This window comes from Enterobacter sp. Li2LvB3 (assembly GCF_056156645.1).
The window spans coordinates 25,117-41,455 of record NZ_JBSICG010000008.1 but is presented as its reverse complement, the minus strand read 5'-3'; the positions used below and the strand labels follow the sequence as shown (position 1 = coordinate 41,455).

Annotated in this window: 14 protein-coding genes and 1 pseudogene; 5 read left to right on the top strand and 10 right to left on the bottom strand. The window is 54.2% G+C overall.

The window, feature by feature from the left end; all coding sequences use genetic code 11:
* Positions 1–170: 170 nt before the first annotated feature.
* The 6 genes and pseudogenes from ispH to ACS603_RS08540 all read right to left on the bottom strand — a co-directional run bounded on the left by ispH (position 171) and on the right by ACS603_RS08540 (position 6,190).
* Complete coding sequence (gene ispH, locus ACS603_RS08565; protein ID WP_182059534.1) at positions 171–1,121, bottom strand: 4-hydroxy-3-methylbut-2-enyl diphosphate reductase; 951 nt, start codon at positions 1,119–1,121, stop codon at positions 171–173.
* Position 1,122: 1 nt separating this feature from the next.
* Complete coding sequence (gene fkpB, locus ACS603_RS08560; RefSeq protein WP_014068848.1) at positions 1,123–1,572, bottom strand: FKBP-type peptidyl-prolyl cis-trans isomerase; 450 nt, start codon at positions 1,570–1,572, stop codon at positions 1,123–1,125.
* Positions 1,573–1,675: 103 nt separating this feature from the next.
* Positions 1,676–2,176: a signal peptidase II gene (lspA, locus tag ACS603_RS08555; RefSeq protein WP_182059533.1), complete on the bottom strand. Its 501-nt coding sequence runs from the start codon at positions 2,174–2,176 to the stop codon at positions 1,676–1,678.
* Entirely contained in the window at positions 2,176–4,992 is a 2,817-nt protein-coding gene (gene ileS, locus ACS603_RS08550) for an isoleucine--tRNA ligase (protein WP_182059532.1), read from the bottom strand. The genes lspA and ileS overlap by 1 nt, the downstream gene beginning before the upstream one ends.
* 45 nt (positions 4,993–5,037) lie before the next feature.
* Complete coding sequence (gene ribF / locus ACS603_RS08545; protein WP_315687883.1) at positions 5,038–5,964, bottom strand: bifunctional riboflavin kinase/FAD synthetase; 927 nt, start codon at positions 5,962–5,964, stop codon at positions 5,038–5,040.
* Between the two features lie 7 nt (positions 5,965–5,971).
* Positions 5,972–6,190, bottom strand: a pseudogene (locus tag ACS603_RS08540) (DUF2575 domain-containing protein).
* Positions 6,191–6,291: 101 nt separating this feature from the next.
* Between ACS603_RS08540 and rpsT the strand changes: the two are divergent.
* The gene (rpsT, locus tag ACS603_RS08535; protein WP_003856458.1) at positions 6,292–6,555 is read left to right on the top strand and encodes a 30S ribosomal protein S20; all 264 of its coding nucleotides are present in this window, start codon (positions 6,292–6,294) and stop codon (positions 6,553–6,555) included.
* Positions 6,556–6,612: 57 nt separating this feature from the next.
* Here the strand turns inward: rpsT and nhaR are convergent, their stop codons facing one another.
* The 4 genes from nhaR to dnaK form a co-directional block, all read right to left on the bottom strand.
* Positions 6,613–7,512, bottom strand: coding sequence for a transcriptional activator NhaR (gene nhaR, locus ACS603_RS08530; protein WP_182059530.1), 900 nt, complete (start codon positions 7,510–7,512; stop codon positions 6,613–6,615).
* A gap of 58 nt (positions 7,513–7,570) precedes the next feature.
* Positions 7,571–8,746 carry a Na+/H+ antiporter NhaA gene (gene nhaA / locus ACS603_RS08525; RefSeq protein WP_182059529.1) on the bottom strand — a complete coding sequence of 392 codons (1,176 nt, stop codon included), beginning with the start codon at positions 8,744–8,746 and terminating at the stop codon, positions 7,571–7,573.
* 174 nt (positions 8,747–8,920) lie between these two features.
* Complete coding sequence (gene dnaJ, locus ACS603_RS08520; protein ID WP_014068842.1) at positions 8,921–10,066, bottom strand: molecular chaperone DnaJ; 1,146 nt, start codon at positions 10,064–10,066, stop codon at positions 8,921–8,923.
* Positions 10,067–10,151: 85 nt separating this feature from the next.
* Positions 10,152–12,065, bottom strand: a complete 1,914-nt coding sequence (dnaK, locus tag ACS603_RS08515; RefSeq protein WP_182059528.1) for a molecular chaperone DnaK — start codon at positions 12,063–12,065, stop codon at positions 10,152–10,154.
* Between the two features lie 296 nt (positions 12,066–12,361).
* On the opposite strand from dnaK, the gene satP reads away from it, so the two are divergent.
* The 4 genes from satP to ACS603_RS08495 all read left to right on the top strand — a co-directional run bounded on the left by satP (position 12,362) and on the right by ACS603_RS08495 (position 16,326).
* A complete protein-coding gene (gene satP, locus ACS603_RS08510) occupies positions 12,362–12,928 on the top strand; it encodes an acetate uptake transporter (protein ID WP_166717845.1) in 567 nt (188 codons plus the stop codon).
* A gap of 110 nt (positions 12,929–13,038) precedes the next feature.
* On the top strand, positions 13,039–14,298 hold the full coding sequence (locus ACS603_RS08505) for a chloride channel protein (RefSeq protein ID WP_474944100.1): 1,260 nt from the start codon (positions 13,039–13,041) through the stop codon (positions 14,296–14,298).
* Positions 14,299–14,479: 181 nt separating this feature from the next.
* Complete coding sequence (locus ACS603_RS08500; protein ID WP_182059526.1) at positions 14,480–15,553, top strand: FecCD family ABC transporter permease; 1,074 nt, start codon at positions 14,480–14,482, stop codon at positions 15,551–15,553.
* Positions 15,550–16,326 (top strand): ABC transporter ATP-binding protein, encoded by a 777-nt coding sequence (locus tag ACS603_RS08495; RefSeq protein WP_474944099.1) that lies wholly within the window; start codon positions 15,550–15,552, stop codon positions 16,324–16,326. The genes ACS603_RS08500 and ACS603_RS08495 overlap by 4 nt, the downstream gene beginning before the upstream one ends.
* The last annotated feature ends 13 nt before the right edge of the window (positions 16,327–16,339 follow it).

Below are 16,339 nucleotides of genomic sequence, written 5' to 3'. Positions count from 1 at the left end.
TTCAGATTAACCAGCCTGAGTGAAGGCTGCCAACTGAAAACACCGATAATTAGAATTTAACGTGAAACCGACTTAAATATCAGTAAAAGACATGATTAAGTCATCACGATAAAAGATTGGCAAAAAAAAAGGCCAGCACAGGAGGTGCTGGCCTTTTATCTGAAAAGGGATTATTCCACTTCGCGTGCATCGATACGCAGTTCTTTCGGGACTTCGAAAACGATGTTCTCTTCGCGTCCTTCCAGCGGTATCGCTTCGCCACCACCCAGCTCCTGCAAGCGGGCAATCACGTTCTGAACCAGAATATCCGGTGCAGATGCCCCGGCAGTGACGCCGACGCAGGCGGCGCTTTTAACCCACGCTTCCTGAATGTCCGTTGCATCATCAATCAGGAATGCCGCTTTCCCCATACGCTGCGCAAGCTCAGCCAGACGGTTGGAGTTAGAAGAGTTCTTCGAGCCAACAACCAGCACTACATCCGCCTGTTCAGCCAGGGCGCGTACGGCTTCCTGACGGTTAGTGGTGGCGTAGCAGATATCATCTTTACGCGGCCCAACGATTTTCGGGAAACGCTGACGAAGCGCATCAATCACATCAGAGGTGTCATCCACAGAGAGCGTAGTCTGAGTCATAAACGACAGACGGGCTTCGTTTTTCACGTCCAGGGTAAACACATCTTCCGGTGATTCGACCAGGTACATGCCCCCTTCCGGGTTGCTGTACTGCCCCATGGTGCCTTCGACTTCCGGATGGCCTGCATGGCCAATCAGGATCGACTCTTCACCGCGACGGCTGGCGCGTGCCACTTCCATATGCACTTTCGTCACTAACGGACAAGTGGCATCGAAGACGGTTAAATCACGGCTTTTCGCTTCGTTACGTACCGCCTGAGACACCCCATGCGCAGAGAAAATCAGGATCGCGCCGTCCGGCACTTCACTGATCTGTTCAATAAAGATAGCGCCACGCTCGCGCAGGCTATCCACCACGTAACGGTTGTGCACCACTTCATGACGCACATAAATTGGCGCGCCGTAGATTTCCAGCGCGTTTTCAACAATGCTGATAGCGCGGTCTACACCGGCGCAAAAGCCGCGCGGGTTAGCCAACAGGATCTGCATTTCAGGCCTCCAGTGCCGGATCAATCTCCAGCACTTCAATATCAAAATGGACGGTACGCCCGGCAAGCGGATGGTTGAAATCTACGGTGATGGAGTCGCCGTTAATTTCGCGGATCACGCCAGGCATTTCGCTGCCATCCATAGCGGTAAAGAGCATAATCGCCCCGATCTCAGGCTCACCCGCATCCATGAACTCACGACGCGAGAAATACTGAATCAGGTCCGGGCTTGGCACACCAAACGCCGCATCTGGCTCCAGCGCAAACGCCTTTTTCTCGCCCTCTTTCAGACCCAGAAGCTGTTGTTCAAGACCTTCGGAGAGTGTGGTATCACCCAGACGGAACAGGGCTGGTTTACCATTGTTGCGGGTGGATTCAGCCGTGGAGCCATCATCCAGTTTCAGCGTGAAGTGAACGAGGACTGCGCTGTTGCTCTGTACGGATTTAGACATGCAAATTGCTCGCTTGTTTTTGGTGCCTGTTGCCCGGTGGCGCTGCGCTTACCGGGCCTACATTACCGTAGGCCGGTGCAAGCGAAGCGCCGCCCGGCGGGGTTTAAGCCTGCTTCTTCGCGGCTGCGTTCGGCAAGAAGCCTTCCAGCACGATTAACGCCGCACCGATACAAATTGCGCTATCGGCCAGATTAAAGGTTGCGAAGTGCCAGTCGCCGACGTAGAAGTCGATCATATCGACCACAAAGCCGTGCCACAGGCGATCAAACAGGTTACCTAACGCACCACCAATGATCAGCGCGTAGGCGATGTTATTCAGTTTTTGCGTTGCCTTCGAACGGTACATCAGCACCGCCAGAATCACGCAGATACCGATAGCGATACCCGCGAAGAACCAGCGCTGCCAGCCACCGCTGTCAGCAAGGAAACTAAACGCCGCGCCGTAGTTACGCGCGTAATGCAGATTAAGGGACGGGAACAGCGACACCGTATCCCCCAGAGCAAAGTTCTGGAGGATCAGGAACTTGCTGCCCAGATCAATAATCAGCACGACCACAACCAGCCACAGCCAGCGCAGTCCTGTTGAACAGAGAGATTTACTCATCAGGCAAACTTACGTTTCTCGCCGTCACCGGCGACGTTGCTTACACAGCGTCCGCAGATCTCTGCGTGTTCCGCCACCTGGCCGACATCAGTGGTGTAATGCCAGCAACGCGGGCATTTATCACCTTCGGCTTTGCTCAGTGCGACTTTCAGCCCTTTGAGCAGTTCGCTCTGCTGGGCATCAGCAGAAGCGTCGGCATAATCCGCAACTTTCGCACCCGAGGTCAACAGGACAAATCGCAATTCATCGCCCAGCGCCGTCAGTTTCGCCGCCAGCTCAGGTTCTGCGTACAGGGTCACTGCTGCTTCCAGAGAGCCACCGACTTTCTTGTCAGCACGCGCCTGTTCGATAACCTTGTTCACTTCGCCACGCACTTTCAGCAGCTCGTCCCAGAAGGCATCGTTCATTGCTTCAGTAGCGGAGAGATCGAACAGACCTTCGTACCACTCGCCGGTGAAGACATACTTCTCACGGTCGCCTGGCAGGTAGCCCCAGATTTCATCTGCGGTGAAGGACATGATCGGCGCCATCCAGCGCACCAGCGCTTCTGCGATGTGATACAGCGCAGTCTGGCAGCTACGACGCGCCACGCTGTCTGCTTTCGCGGTGTACTGACGGTCTTTGATGATGTCGAGGTAGAACGAGCCCATTTCGATGGAGCAGAAACGCATCAGGCGCTGCACCACTTCGTGGAAGTCGTAAGACTCATAGGCTTTCAGGATATCGTCCTGTGCCGCTTTCGCGCAGCCTACCGCCCAGCGATCCAGAACGACCATCTCTTCCGGTTTCACCATGTCTTTCACTGGATCAAAACCATTCAGGTTCGCCAGCAGGAAGCGCGCGGTGTTACGGATACGACGATAGCTGTCGGCTGCGCGTTTGAGGATCTCGTCAGACACCGCCATTTCGCCGGTGTAATCGGTAGATGCCACCCACAGACGCAGAATGTCCGCACCCAGTTTGTTCATCACATCCTGAGGAGAAACGGTGTTACCGATAGATTTGGACATCTTGCGTCCCTGACCATCCACGGTGAAGCCGTGGGTCAGTACCTGACGGTATGGCGCTTTGCCTTTCATGGCGGTGGAGATCATCAGAGATGACATGAACCAGCCACGGTGCTGGTCAGAACCTTCCAGATACATGTCGGCAGCGTGACCGGTAAATTCCGGGCGCACGTCAACGACGGAAGAGTGGGTAGAACCGGAGTCGAACCACACGTCCAGGGTATCTGGCACTTTCTCGTAGTTGTCAGCGTCTGCGCCCAGGATGTCGCGGGAGTCGAGATCCCACCACGCCTGAATGCCGTCAGCTTCAACACGCTTCGCCACTTCTTCCATCAGTTCCAGAGTGTTCGGGTGCAGCTCTTGCGTCTCTTTATGCACGAACAGAGACATCGGCACGCCCCAGGTACGCTGACGGGAGATACACCAGTCAGGACGGTTAGCCACCATGGATTCGATACGCGCCTGACCCCAGTCCGGGATCCACTGCACGCCTTTGATCTCTTGCAGGGACTGCGCACGCAGGCCTTTCTGATCCATGCTGACGAACCACTGTGGGGTCGCACGGAAGATGATTGGTGACTTGTGACGCCAGCAGCATGGATAGCTGTGCTGCATTTTCTCTACGTGCAGCAGCGCGCCGCGGTCACGCAGCATATCAACGATGATGTCGTTCGCTTTGAAGACGTTAATACCGTCCAGCGCCGGGTAGGTGCCAGGCAGGTATGAGCCGTCCGGGCCAACCGGGTTAGCGATTTCAAGACCGTATTTCAGGCTGATATTGTAATCGTCCGGGCCGTGGCCACCGGCGGTATGCACCGCACCGGTACCCGCTTCCAGCGTGACGTGGTCGCCCAGGATAGCCGGAACGTCGAAGTCGAGGAACGGATGTTTGAAGCGCATCAGTTCCAGCGCGTCGCCTTTCACGGTGCCCAGCACGGTGTAGTCGGTGATGTGCGCGCGTTTCAGCACGCTTTCAACCAGATCTTTCGCCAGGATAACCGCCTGACCTTCAACCTGCACCAGCGCATACTCGAACTCGCCAGACAGGGAGATCGCACGGTTGGCAGGCAGGGTCCACGGGGTGGTAGTCCAGATAACCAGCGATACTGGGCCGTTTACAGAAGTCACGCCAAATTTGGCTTTCACCGCTTCCTGATCGACGGCATGGAACGCCACGTCGATAGACGGAGAGGTTTTGTCGTAATACTCAACTTCCGCTTCTGCCAGCGCAGAACGGCAGTCAACGCACCAGTGCACCGGCTTCGCGCCTTTGTGCAGGTGGCCGTTGCCGATGATTTTGCCCAGCGCGCGGATGATGTTGGCTTCGGTTTTGAAGTCCATGGTCAGATACGGGTGCGACCAGTCGCCCAGCACGCCCAGACGGATGAAGTCAGCACGCTGGCCGTCAACCTGAGTGGCAGCGTATTCGCGGCATTTCGCGCGGAATTCTGCGGCGGTGAACTTCTCGCCCGGCTTACCGAATTCCTGCTCCACTTTCAGCTCGATTGGCAGACCGTGGCAATCCCAGCCCGGAACGTAAGGCGAGTCAAAACCCGTGAGGCCTTTGGACTTCACGATAATGTCTTTCAGAATCTTGTTTACAGAGTGACCAATATGAATGCTGCCATTCGCATATGGAGGGCCATCATGCAGAATGAAGGTTTTTTTGCCTTTTTTGGCTGCACGAATGATGCCGTACAGGTCATCATCGGTCCAACGCGCCAGCATTCCCGGTTCACGCTTGGCGAGATCGCCGCGCATCGGGAACCCTGTTTCCGGCAAATTCAGGGTTGATTTATAGTCACTCATCAGATTCTCGGTTCCGTATTTATCACGTAGGCATTTAAGCCGGGTTCAAAGCCCAAAAAACTCGCGGGCCGTTAATTCATCTCGCGCTATTTGCGCCTTAAGTTCGTCCAGCGAAGCAAATCGCTGCTCATTGCGTATTTTTTTACGCAGTATTACATCTATATGGCGACCGTAGAGGTCCATTACAACGTCCAGCAGGTGCACTTCAAGCTGCTGTCGCACGCCGGCAACCGTTGGACGCGTGCCAATGTTGGCCACACCGAAATACGGCTTTTCGCCCAGTCCGGCCACTTCCACCGCGTAGACCCCTTTTACCGGGGAAACCTGACGACGCAGCGGGATGTTCGCCGTCGGGAAACCAATAGTGCGGCCCAGGGCATCGCCATGTACCACGCGCCCGGAAATGGTGAAAGGGTGTCCAAGCAGGTTTTCCGCCGTATCCAGATCATCATCCGCCAGTGCCTGGCGCACCGCCGTGCTGCTGACCCGAACGCCGCCCTCGCAGAAGGTCATGGCGCTGGTGACGTCAAAACCGTACTCCAGGCCAGCCTTCTGTAATAACAAGAAATCGCCCTGACGACCAGCGCCAAAGCGGAAATCATCACCTACTGCGAGAAACTGTACGCCAAGACGCTTAACTAACAGCTCACCGACAAAATTTTGTGCTGTCAGCGCTGCAAAGCGACGATCGAATCGTACACACAGCACGTAGTCCACACCGCACTCGGCAAGGTAGCGCAATTTCTCGCGTAGCCGGGTAAGGCGCGCAGGCGACTTCTCGCCCGCAAACAGCTCCAGCGGCTGTGGCTCAAAAATCATGACCACAACGGGCAGGCCACGCGCCTCCCCCTCTTTACGCAATCCTTGTAACAGCGCCTGATGCCCACGATGCACGCCGTCGAAATTACCAATGGTCAGAACGCACCCGTGCGGGGCTTTACTAAGATTATGTATGCCGCGTATCAGCTTCATGACTGGCTCAAGACAGTGAAAATCGCCAAAGTATACCTTGTACAGCGGTTAAGGTTAACCGGCGATTGTTCACGCAAAACAGAAAGCCGTAATGATTTCATCATGCTGACCTTTCGGAGTGAAAAAATCTGCCCGCGAACTGCGATTTTTGTGCCGAAAAGCTGTATTCACGACAGACAAGCTGGTAGAATCCTGCGCCATCACTACGTAACGTAGCGTCGCTCATAAACGACGCTTATTTGCACAAATCCATTGACAAAAGAAGGCAAAGAGGGCATATTCCTCGGCCTTTGAATTGTCCACATAGATCATATTTGGGAGTTGGACTTGGCTAATATCAAATCAGCTAAGAAACGTGCTGTACAGTCTGAAAAGGCTCGTAAGCACAACGCAAGCCGTCGCTCTATGATGCGTACTTTCATCAAGAAAGTATACGCAGCTATCGAAGCTGGCGACAAAGCTGCAGCGCAGAACGCATTTAACGAAATGCAACCAATCGTGGATCGTCAGGCTGCTAAAGGTCTGATCCACAAAAACAAAGCAGCGCGTCATAAAGCAAACCTGACCGCGCAGATCAACAAACTGGCTTAATCGCCGCTTGTTGTTGCTTGTTTAAAGAACCCGCTTAACGCGGGTTTTTTTATGTCTTCAGATTGCCGGTGGCATGAACAATGCCGAGTAGTCCCGATTACAAATGCGCTGCACCGCCGGATGCTGGATCATCCTTTCGGCAAAGATCGCGTGATACTCTTCCATCACATTATCCACTCGACCAATCTCCGTAATCTTGTTATCCGAGTAGAGATCGTGCGCATAAAGCGTTGGCGCAACAAAGATAGCGTTATGCGCTTCGCCAAAGGCTTTCATCAGTGCGGCATCATCAAACTCACCGAGGATCTCCACATTCAGCCCCTGGGAGTTAAACCAGTTTTGCAGCTTACGTCCGAGCATGGAACGTCTGCCTGGTACCAGCAAACGACGCTCTTCCAGACAGGCCGGGAACGGTTTTTCCGGCGGCGGGTTGATGCACCAGAAGCTCACGCCGCATTCGCCAATCTTCACCGAGAACAACCCTTCCTGCTGCGTTGAATCAATCGGGCAGTCCGAAATAATCATATCCAGCTTATGCTGGCTCAGTTGCTCCAGCAGCATCTCGTGGGTGGATTCAAAGCAGCGCAGGTGGATCTGTTCATCTTCCACCACCGCAGCATCCAGCACACCACTCACCAGCCGTTTTGACAGGGCATCCGCCACTCCCACATCAAAGAGCAAGTTCGACTCTTTGCGGTAGTTGACGATATCCAGCATCTCCTGGCTTAAGGTGAACATCTTGTCGGCGTAGCGGAAAACCAGCTCGCCCAGTTCACTTGGCTCGATACCGCGACCTTTACGCTTAAACAGCTTGCCCTGCAAACGCTCTTCCAGTGCTTTGATCTGTCCGGTAATGGTTTGTGGCGTCAGATACAGCGCCTCTGCCGCGCCAACCACCGAGCCCTCTTTGTAGACGTGCCAGAAATAGTAAAGATGGTTGTAATTGATATGAGACATCGCGTCTTCTCTCCCTGATTGTGTATCGGGAGAAGGCTGCCCTTCTCCCGGTTTCCTGTTATGCCTGAACAACCTGTCCGGGCAATTTCACCTTCAACAAGGTATAACCGATAACCGCAGCCAGTAATGACCCAATCAGGATGCCCAGTTTTGCCCAGATGATAAGCTCAGGCGCATGTGTGCCAAAGGCCAGCGTCGAGATAAAGATAGACATCGTAAAGCCGATTCCGCACAGCACACCCACCGCCATGATCTGCTTAAACGTCGTACCTTGTGGCAATGATGCCAACTTCAGTTTCAGTGCCAGCCAACAGAACAGGCTGATCCCCAGTGGCTTACCGACAAACAGCCCGGCAATTACCCCGAGTGGCAGCATAGAGGTCAATCCATCCATCGTGACCCCTTCCAGAGAAACGCCAGCGTTAGCAAAGGCAAACAGCGGCAGGATCATAAAGGCGACCCACGGGTGAAGCACATGCTCCAGCTGTTTTGCCGGTGATTTGCCATCCTGCGGCTTCAGTGGCACCAGGAAGCCGACGATCACCCCTGCCAGTGTGGCGTGCACGCCGGATTTTAGCACCGCCGTCCAGAGCACTATCCCCACCAGCACATAGATGCCGATACGGCGCACGTTGCAGATATTCAGCAACGCCAGTACCGCAATGGCCCCTGCGGCCACACTCAGCGACAGAATTGACAGTTCGCTGGTGTAGAACAGCGCGATAATCACGATGGCACCGAGGTCATCAATAATCGCCAGCGCCATCAGGAATATTTTCAGTGCCACGGGAACGCGGCTACCCAGCAGCGCCAGCACCCCAAGCGCAAAGGCGATATCCGTTGCTGCCGGAATAGCCCATCCGTGTCGCGCCATCGGATCTTGCCAGGTAAACGCCAGGAAGAGCAGCGCCGGAACAACCATGCCACCAAGCGCGGCAATCACCGGAAACGCCGCGCGCTGACGACTGGCAAGCGAGCCGAGCACCATCTCACGTTTAACCTCTAACCCTACCAGCAGGAAAAACACCGCCATCAGCGCATCATTGATCCACAGCAGCATGTTTTTATTAATTTCCAGCACGCCGACCCGTAACTCGACCGGTGTTTCCAGAAATGCATGATAGAGCTCACGTGTTGCCCCCAGGTTGGCCAACACCATGGCCGCCACAGCGGCAATAATCAAAATGATGCCGCCAGACGCCTCATTGCTAAAGAAACGGTGTAGTAATTTCACTTAAATTCTCTCTTTTACGACAATACCTCGATAAAACCATAATACCAAGCCTAACAACTCGGCAAAAACAGATTAATGTTGAGTATTAATTCGTTTTTTCCGAAACATACCCACAAATAGAAAAAGCCCGGAATCGCTTCCAGGCTTTTTAGAATGTCGCGTTACTGTCGAGTGTTAGCGGGTCAAATCATCGAAGAATTTTTTGACACCATCGAAGAAGCTTTTGGAGCGTGGGCTGTTTTTCTCGCCCGTTGGGCCGCCAAAGCTTTCCTGCAACTCTTTTAGCAACTGTTTCTGCTTGTCGTTCAGCCCGACCGGTGTTTCTACCACCACGCGGCACAGCAGGTCGCCCTGAGCACCACCGCGAACCGATTTAACGCCCTTACCGCGCATCCGGAACAGTTTGCCGGTCTGCGTCTCACCAGGCACTTTCAGGTTTACACGACCATCCAGCGTAGGCACTTCGATTTCACCACCGAGTGCTGCCATCGCAAAGTTGATCGGCACTTCACAGTACAGGTTGTTCCCTTCACGCTCAAAGATAGCGTGCTGTTTCACCTGAACCTGAACGTACAGATCGCCTGCTGGTGCACCGTGCTCGCCCGCTTCGCCTTCACCGGTCAGACGAATACGGTCGCCTGTATCAACACCGGCCGGGATTTTAACGGACAGGGTTTTGGTTTTCTCTACGCGACCGTGACCATGACATTTGTTGCACGGATCTTTAATCAGCGTACCGCGACCATGACAATGTGGACAGGCCTGCTGTACCGCGAAGAAGCCCTGACGCATCTGCACCTGGCCGGAGCCGTGACAGGTTGGACAGGTCTGTGGCTGAGTTCCCGCCTTCGCGCCGCTGCCGTGGCAAATGTCACACTCTTCCAGCGTCGGGATACGGATCTCTTTGGTCACACCGCGAACGGCTTCTTCCAGCGTCAGATCCATGTTGTAGCGCAGATCCGCACCACGGGCCGCGCGTTGACGACCACGGCCACCGCCAAAGATGTCGCCGAATACGTCGCCGAAGATATCGCTGAAATCAGCGCCGCCGCCAAAGCCGCCGCCACCGAATCCACCGCCGCCCATGCCACCCTGCTCAAAGGCTGCGTGACCGTACTGATCGTAGGCCGCACGTTTTTGTGCATCGGTCAGGATTTCGTAGGCTTCTTTGATCTCTTTAAATTTGGCTTCAGCCTCTTTATCACCCTGATTGCGATCCGGGTGATATTTCATGGCCAGACGCTTATACGCCTTTTTGATTTCACGCTCTTCCGCTGTTTTGGAAACGCCTAAAATCTCGTAATAGTCTTGCTTTGCCATCTTTATTTATCTGCCCCTAACATGCGTGCACGGGCGGAGAGGAAACCTCTTCGCCCGTGCCAGTAATTACCCGTTCAAAGGGCGATTATTTTTTGTCTTTCACTTCTTCGAACTCCGCATCGACAACGTCGTCGTCTTTCGCATTGTTCGCAGAAGCATCGCTACCCGCCTGCTGTTGCGCGTGCTGCTGCTGTGCGATTTCCATCAGCTTCTGAGAAGCCTGTGCCAGCTCTTGCATCTTCGCTTCGATGTCCGCTTTGTCTTCGCCTTTCAGAGAAGTTTCCAGCGCACTCAGTGCAGCTTCGATAGCCGTTTTGTCTTCAGCTGGCAGTTTATCGCCTGCTTCTTCAACCTGCTTACGGGTGCTGTGCAGCAGATGGTCACCCTGGTTACGGGTCTGAACCAGCTCTTCGAATTTACGGTCGGATTCAGCATTAGCTTCAGCATCGCGAACCATTTTTTCGATTTCTGCTTCGTTCAGGCCAGAAGATGCCTTGATGGTGATCTTCTGCTCTTTACCGCTGTTTTTGTCTTTTGCAGACACGTGCAGGATACCGTCGGCATCGATATCAAAGGTAACTTCGATCTGCGGCATTCCGCGTGGTGCCGGGCTGATACCATCCAGGTTGAACTGACCCAGAGACTTGTTATCAGACGCACGCTTACGCTCACCCTGAATCACATGGATGGTTACCGCAGACTGGTTGTCTTCAGCGGTAGAGAACACCTGGCTGTGTTTCGTTGGGATGGTGGTGTTTTTGTTGATGAGCGCAGTCATCACACCGCCCATGGTTTCGATACCCAGAGACAGCGGGGTAACGTCCAGCAGCAGTACGTCTTTAACTTCACCGGTCAGCACGCCGCCCTGAACCGCTGCACCGATAGCAACGGCTTCGTCCGGGTTAACGTCTTTACGTGGCTCTTTACCAAAGAACTCAGCCACTTTCTTCTGAACCATTGGCATACGCGTCTGACCACCTACCAGGATAACGTCCTGGATGTCGGACACAGACAGGCCAGCATCTTGCAGTGCAACTTTCAGTGGCTCGATAGAACGGTTCACCAGGTCTTCTACCAGGCTTTCCAGTTTCGCACGGGTCACTTTGATGTTCATGTGTTTTGGACCTGACGCATCTGCAGTGATGTACGGCAGGTTTACGTCGGTCTGCTGAGCGGAAGAGAGTTCAATCTTCGCTTTCTCAGCGGCTTCTTTCAGGCGCTGCATTGCCAGCGGATCGTTACGCAGGTCAATACCCTGATCTTTCTTAAACTCGTCAACGAGGTAGTTGATCATACGGCTATCGAAGTCTTCACCACCCAGGTGGGTATCACCATTGGTTGCCAGAACTTCAAAGGTTTTTTCGCCGTCAACTTCGTCGATTTCGATAATAGAGATATCGAAGGTACCACCACCCAGGTCGTAAACCGCGATAGTACGGTTGCCAACTTCTTTATCCAGACCGTAGGCCAGTGCCGCTGCGGTTGGTTCGTTGATGATACGTTTTACTTCCAGACCTGCGATACGGCCAGCATCTTTGGTTGCCTGACGCTGAGCATCGTTGAAGTATGCAGGAACGGTGATAACAGCTTCAGTTACCGGCTCACCCAGGTAATCTTCCGCGGTTTTCTTCATTTTTTTCAGCACTTCAGCAGAGATCTGCGGTGGTGCCATTTTCTGACCTTTAACATCAATCCATGCATCACCGTTGTCAGCACCGATGATTTTGTACGGCATGATGGCTTCATCACGCTGTACTTCTTCGTCCTGGAAGCGGCGGCCAATCAGGCGTTTAATCGCAAACAGAGTGTTTTGCGGGTTTGTCACTGCCTGACGTTTAGCCGGCTGACCAACCAGAGTTTCACCATCCTGGGTATAAGCAATAATAGAAGGCGTGGTGCGATCGCCCTCGGCGTTCTCCAGCACGCGTGCAGTAGTGCCATCCATAATCGCTACACAAGAGTTGGTAGTACCCAGGTCGATACCAATAATTTTACCCATCTAAACGTCTCCACTAAAAATTCAGTCAACATGTGGTTGTGTACCTGTAATAAGGGCAGAACGTGCTTTTTCAACTGCCCAGATTTGATTTTTTTCAGGTCCACACACTGCGGTTGCTTACAAGATGGGGTCGCAACGGCATCCATCAAGGGGGAAGGATAAAAAAATTTTTAATTTCACCCTGATTAGATCATAGACGGCATCGATTGCGCCCATTATGATGCCGCGCCCCGTCTGGGAGAATTGACGCGGGTTTAACCATTTCACCATATTAATGATGATTTTTTTGAGGACTTATGGGCAACACTAAGTTGGCTAATCCGGCTCCGCTGGGCCTGATGGGTTTTGGCATGACCACCATCCTGCTGAACCTGCACAACATCGGGATGTTCCCGATGGATGGCATTATCCTGGCGATGGGCATTTTCTACGGCGGTATCGCACAAATCTTCGCGGGCCTGCTGGAATATAAAAAAGGCAATACCTTCGGTTTAACCGCCTTTACCTCTTACGGTTCTTTCTGGCTGACCCTGGTCGCCATTCTGCTGATGCCTAAAATGGGCCTGGCAGATGCCGCTAACGCACACTTCCTGGGCGTCTATCTGGGCCTGTGGGGCGTCTTCACCCTGTTCATGTTCTTCGGCACCCTGAAGGCTAACCGCGCGCTCCAGTTCGTCTTCCTGAGCCTGACCGTGCTGTTCGCCCTGCTGGCGATTGGTCACCTGGTGGACAACGAAGGCATCGTTCACGTTGCTGGCTGGATTGGCCTGGTGTGTGGCGCAAGCGCTATCTACCTGGCAATGGGCGAAGTACTGAACGAACAGTTTGGTCGTACCGTTCTGCCGATTGGTGAAAAACACTGATCCCCCTTTCGTGCCCGCCCTGCGGGCACGAAATCCCCGCTCCGATTGATTTTCCGTTAAAGTACGTTGTGAAATGATGGGCTTACCGCCTTTCATAAAGACAACGCATCATGACAACCCTTCCAACCCGAACTTACTGGCTGCAACGCTGGACCGCTCTTATTCTCACTGGCGTCCTGGCAGGTCTTGGCGGGATGCTGCTCGCTCTGCTGCTTCACGAAATTCAGCACCTGGCCTACGGCTACAGCCGCGACAGCCTGACTGGCCCACAGACCTTTTTACAGGGTGTGACCGATGCCAGCGCCCGCCGCCGGTTTATTGTAATTCTGAGCGCAGGCATTGTTGCCGGGTGCGGGTGGTGGTTGCTTGGTCGCTATGGCCAAAAACGTGTGAGCATCAGTGCCGCGGTAAAAGATCCCGGTAAACCCATGCCTGGCATCACCACCTTAATTCACGCCCTGCTGCAAATCATCACCGTAGCGATGGGCTCCCCGCTTGGACGAGAAGTTGCGCCACGCGAAGTGGGTTCACTCTTTGCGGGCGGCGTGGCACGTTATCTGCGTCTCACCGCCACCGATATTCAGCTGATGATTGCCTGCGGTGCCGGAGCCGGGCTTGCAGCGGTGTACAATGTCCCGCTGGCGGGCGCCGTATTTACCCTTGAAGTCCTGCTGGTCAGCTTTAGCTGGGACACCGCGATCGCGGCATTAGTCACATCAGCCCTGGCGGCCTGGATTGCCACCCTTGGGCTTGGCGATGAACATCAGTATCGCTTCACCACTGAACTTGCCTCGACCTCGCTGGTTTTCTGGGGCGCACTGTCCGGCCCGGTCATGGGGGCTGCGGCCTTTCTTTTCCGCCGCCTCACACAGCGGGCGCGCAGCAAAGTGCGCAGTAACTGGCAAATGCCCGTTTTCAGCCTGGTCGCCTTTGCTGCACTGGGCGCATTATCAATCTGGTTCCCGCAGTTGCCCGGCAACGGAAAAGGCCCGACGCAGTTAACCCTCGATGGCAGCGTTACGCTGCAACTGGCGCTGGCGATTGTGTGCATCAAAATATTTGTTATCTGGGCGGTATTACGTGGCGGTGCCGAAGGGGGGTTACTGACGCCTGGCCTGACGATTGGCGCCCTACTCGGTTCGCTGCTGTTTATTGTGTTGGGCGGGCTGTTTCCGGGCAGTGATATGGCCGGTTTTGCGCTGACCGGCGCGGCAGGGTTCCTGTCTGCCTCCATGCAAATGCCCGTAACGGCCATTACGCTAATGATGGAGTTTACCCGGATGGATCATAGTTTTTTAGTTCCGCTCGCGCTCTGTGTAACAGGCGCATACATGACCAGCAGGCAACTTGAGCGCTGGCAAAAGGGTTGATTTTTTAATCACAAAAGAAACGATTATTAAACGGAATTCGAATAACCGCTTCATTTAATTGATAAGCATTATCATTGCGATTAGTGTTGCCTGGCAGATCCCGGATATTGGATATCAGGCAGCACCCGAAAGGAACGTTAGAGGGATAAAACGATTCTGTTGTGTTGCATAAGGTTATCTGATGAATTCCAGCCTTACCGCCAGCAATCAGTCTGGCGAAACTACTGTCGCGTTACATTACCGTAAAATTCTCGTCAGACGCTTCGCGCTGGCAGGCGTTCTGTTCGCCCTCATTGTTTGCTCGCTGCTCCTTGATTTCACCATCGGGCCGTCTGGCATCTCCGTTTCTACGCTCTGGCACACGCTGGTCAATTCCGCCGCCGCCGATGCCGGCACACGCGTCATCGTCTGGGACATTCGCCTGCCGTTTGCCCTGATGGCTATCGCGGTGGGCATGGCGCTTGGGCTTGCGGGTGCGGAAATGCAAACCATCCTGAATAACCCGCTCGCCAGCCCGTTTACGCTTGGCGTCTCTTCTGCCGCGTCATTTGGTGCCGCGCTGGCGATTGTGCTGGGTCTGGGTATTCCGGGTATTGCCGATAAGTGGTTTATTCCCGCCAATGCCTTTGTCTTTGCGCTGCTTGCCTGTTTTATTCTCGATGGCATCAGCCGCTGGACGCGGGTGGCGACCTCCGGCGTGGTGTTGTTTGGCATCGCGCTGGTGTTTACGTTTAACGCCCTGATTTCGATCCTGCAATTTGTGGCCAGCGAAGACACCCTGCAAGGGCTGGTCTTCTGGACGATGGGCAGCCTGGCCCGCGCCTCCTGGGATAAGCTCGCAATTCTCGGCGTGGCGCTGGTGATTATTGTGCCGTTGTCGCTGAAAAATGCCTGGAAACTTACCGCCCTGCGTCTGGGTGAAGATCGCGCTGTCAGCTTCGGTATCAACGTGAAAAAGTTGCGCATGGCAACGTTGTTACGCATCAGCATTATCTCTGCCTTAACAGTAGCCTTCGTGGGGCCTGTCGGTTTTATCGGCCTGGTTGCACCGCATATCTCGCGCATGATGTTTGGTGAAGATCACCGGTTTTACCTGCCCGGCAGTATGCTGATTGGCGCGCTGGTGCTCTCTCTGGCGTCAGTATTTTCCAAGAACATCGTTCCCGGCGTCATCATCCCTGTAGGCATTGTGACCTCACTGGTTGGCGTGCCGTTCTTCCTTAGCATCATTATTCGTAACCGGGGGAACGTATGACCGACGGCCTTCGCGTACTCGACCTGCACACGGGTTATCGCAAGAAAAAGATCATTGAGGGGTTAACGACTCCGCTACTGCCTCGCGGAAAAATCACCGCCCTGCTGGGGCCAAACGGCTCAGGAAAGTCAACGCTGCTGCGCGCACTGGCAGACTTAAACCCCGCCCTGGGGAAACTGCTGCTCAACGGCGAAGATTTGATGACGCTGCCATCGGCAAAGCGGGCGCAAAAGGTGGTTTACCTACCGCAGTCTTTACCTCAGGGCGTGCATCTTCACGCCCTGGAGTCGGTGATAGTGGCGAAACGGGCAAGCGGTAATAGCGCGGGCCATAAGGTTGAGCAGGAAGCCTATTCCATTCTCGACAAGCTGGGTGTCGCACATCTGGCAATGAGCTTTCTCGACCAGCTTTCCGGCGGGCAAAAACAGCTGATTGGCCTGGCCCAGTCATTGATCCGCGAGCCGGATTTACTGTTGCTGGATGAACCCTTAAGTGCGCTGGACCTTAACTACCAGTTTCATGTGATGGATATCGTTGCCCGGGAAACGCGGCAACGCAATATCGTCACGGTTGTGGTTATCCACGACATCAATATTGCGCTGCGCCACGCCGAATACGCCCTGATGCTCAAAAGCGGCGAGCTGATTGCCAGTGGCGTGCCTGGCGACGTGGTCACGCCTGCCAGCCTGGCACGCGTGTATGGCGTGGATGGCCGGGTTGAATACTGTTCCCGTGGGCTACCGCATGTGGTGGTCGACGGATTAACGCCATAAGAAAAAAGAAGAC